Source organism: Neisseria sp. P0018.S001 (assembly GCF_051957355.1).
Taxonomy (GTDB): domain Bacteria; phylum Pseudomonadota; class Gammaproteobacteria; order Burkholderiales; family Neisseriaceae; genus Neisseria; species Neisseria subflava_A.
This window is the reverse complement of record NZ_JBQCWN010000061.1, coordinates 1-463: the sequence shown is the minus strand read 5'-3', so window position 1 is coordinate 463 and position 463 is coordinate 1. Positions and strand designations below refer to the sequence as shown.

Genomic DNA, 463 nt, shown 5'->3' with positions numbered 1-463 from the left:
CCCTGTTTCTCTTTATGGCACACAACAAGTTGAGAATGGAAACGGTGGGGGCTGTGGTAACGGAATGTGTAAACGATGGGTGCGGGAAACAAATCCAATTCGAAACGGAAGCCGGCTGCCTGTGACTCGGCAGCCACTTCTCGACAATAATCTGCTTGGTTCTCGGTGATATTCATAATCACCATTGGAACCGGCGCAAGCCACAATGGGAATGAGCCGGCATGGTTTTCAATCAGAAGACCAATGAAGCGCTCCAATGAACCCAAAATAGCACGGTGCAACATTACAGGACGCGCACAGTCGTTGTTTTCAGTTACATATTCGGCATTCAAACGCTCCGGCAATACAACGTCCAGCGGCAGGGTACCGCACTGCTAAGAACGACCCAAGGAATCTTTGACATGGTACGCAATTTTAGGGCCGTAGAATGTGCAGTCGCCAGGCAATTCTTCCCACGCGATGT

General features: G+C 50.1%; 1 pseudogene. It reads right to left on the bottom strand.

The features are described 5' to 3' along the window. Positions 1-463 (bottom strand): annotated as a pseudogene (locus tag ACTHTJ_RS10830) (aminoacyl--tRNA ligase-related protein); the annotation flags it as partial.